Origin of the sequence: Hallerella porci, from assembly GCF_003148885.1 — a bacterium.
Lineage (GTDB): Bacteria > Fibrobacterota > Fibrobacteria > Fibrobacterales > Fibrobacteraceae > Hallerella > Hallerella porci.
Genome location: NZ_QGHD01000066.1, coordinates 1 through 1,575 on the forward strand (window position 1 = coordinate 1; position 1,575 = coordinate 1,575).

A 1,575-nucleotide genomic window follows, 5' to 3' on the forward strand; every position below is an offset into this window, starting at 1 on the left:
AAAGTGCTCATCTTCAGCGGTCCCGTGAACCCGGCGTGCCACAGGTGCCTCGCTTCCGTGTTCACTCCCGTAAGGATTTCGCGCAGGGACCTGTAATTTTTGAATACAGCGAACAACAGCACGAGCAGGTGCTGGAACCCGTCGAACTTCTTGACATAGCGTTCCCCGCCAACGCTGCGGGATTGCCTCAGAATTTCGCCTTTAGAGAGGTATTTTGTGATTTGTGCGTATATCGGCTGTCCGGTAAAATTTCTACTTTCCATGGTGCTTTTGAGCTTGTTTTTGATTGCAAACTGAACAATAGTCAAAAGTGGCGGCTCCCGGAAACGGAAGTCGCCTTTTTTTGTTAGATTTTAGGTTGAATTAAAAAGTTTTACCGGACACTAATAATTATATTTAAAGGAGTTCTTGGACGATAAAGTCCTCGAGGAGTTGAATGTGGCATTCGTAAGCATCGGACAAAAGTACGGTTTCGTCAGCGCCGGCGATGTCTTTCGCCAAAGGCAGGCTGAGGCGCTTGCGGAAGGAATTTCCAAAGGGCGTAAGGAAGGGCTTTCCAAGGGACGTGCGGAAGGAATGAAAAAAGGAATGATGGCTAAAACGCGTTCCCTCGCCAAAGCTTTCCGCAATAAAGGTTTTTCTTTAGAGGCAATTGCAGATGCAACCGGCCTCACGATTGACGAAATCAAAGCATTATAAAAAAGTCCCGCACAAGCGGGGCTTTTATTTTATCTTCCCAAAAGTTTTTTGAGGGTTTTTACACCCTTCTCACCTAGGACTAACTTGATTGGCTTTACAATCGCATTTTTCATTTTTTGTTTCAAACGAATTTTAAACGGAGGGCGACCATATTTTTTATAAAGCGTATCGATATCAAATTTTGAAATGTCTTTTGTAAATTCATCGCGCAACGCTTTTTTGGCTTTTGATTTTAACATCGCTGGGTTATGCAAAATCGCTGATTCTTTTGAAACTTGAATTTTTCCAAGTTCTTTTTCGCTAAGCGAATCAAAAATAGTTTTCCCTTTTTCAGAATGCACAAAAACTAAACTAGTACCTTTATCCTCTTTAAAACTTTCCGGCACATTTTCAAGAGTATCAATTCCCCAAAAGTCTGCAATCGTCATATCGGAGGCGCGCTCAAGGCCTCGAAAGCTGCAAGTATAACAAGAATTCCTTAAAGCATTATCTTGTAAAAAAAGCCGCAAATATTTGTCTTTGTTTAATGGATTTATGTACTCACTTGCATCGCCGTAGGTGAATGTAAGTGAGTACATCTTCCAGCCGTAATCCTTACGCCTGAAAGATGTTCTCACGATCGGGGCCCCCGATGGGGATTTTCTGTATTCTAAATATTTTTGCCACATGGCAGGGGCTGGGGTTCCGTGACAAATAAAATCAACCGCCAATAAATTGGTTTCATCAATCCGCTTTTTTTGCAAATACGATTTTAAAGCTGCTACTTGGCAAGGTGTTCCGGTAAATAGTCGTCCCTTAAAATCCCGCCCAGCCCGCATAACTATTGGGAAAAACTGATTTCTACCCTGTGAAAATATTGCAAGGTTTTCTAAAATA

The 1,575-nt window shown here is 42.2% G+C and carries 3 protein-coding genes; 1 reads left to right on the forward strand and 2 read right to left on the reverse strand.

Annotation, left to right across the window (positions count from 1 at the left end; all coding sequences use genetic code 11):
• The coding region (locus B0H50_RS12985) for a DUF4372 domain-containing protein (RefSeq protein ID WP_146193782.1) at positions 1-263 on the reverse strand (263 nt) is incomplete at its 3' end.
• A 145-nt stretch (positions 264-408) separates the two neighbouring features.
• Between B0H50_RS12985 and B0H50_RS12990 the strand changes: the two genes are divergently transcribed.
• Positions 409-699 (forward strand): hypothetical protein, encoded by a 291-nt coding sequence (locus B0H50_RS12990; RefSeq protein ID WP_146193783.1) that lies wholly within the window; start codon positions 409-411, stop codon positions 697-699.
• Between the two features lie 29 nt (positions 700-728).
• Here the strand turns inward: B0H50_RS12990 and B0H50_RS12995 are convergent.
• Positions 729-1,575 (reverse strand): Coenzyme F420 hydrogenase/dehydrogenase, beta subunit C-terminal domain (locus B0H50_RS12995; protein WP_199219648.1); only part of this gene is annotated, 847 nt, incomplete at its 5' end.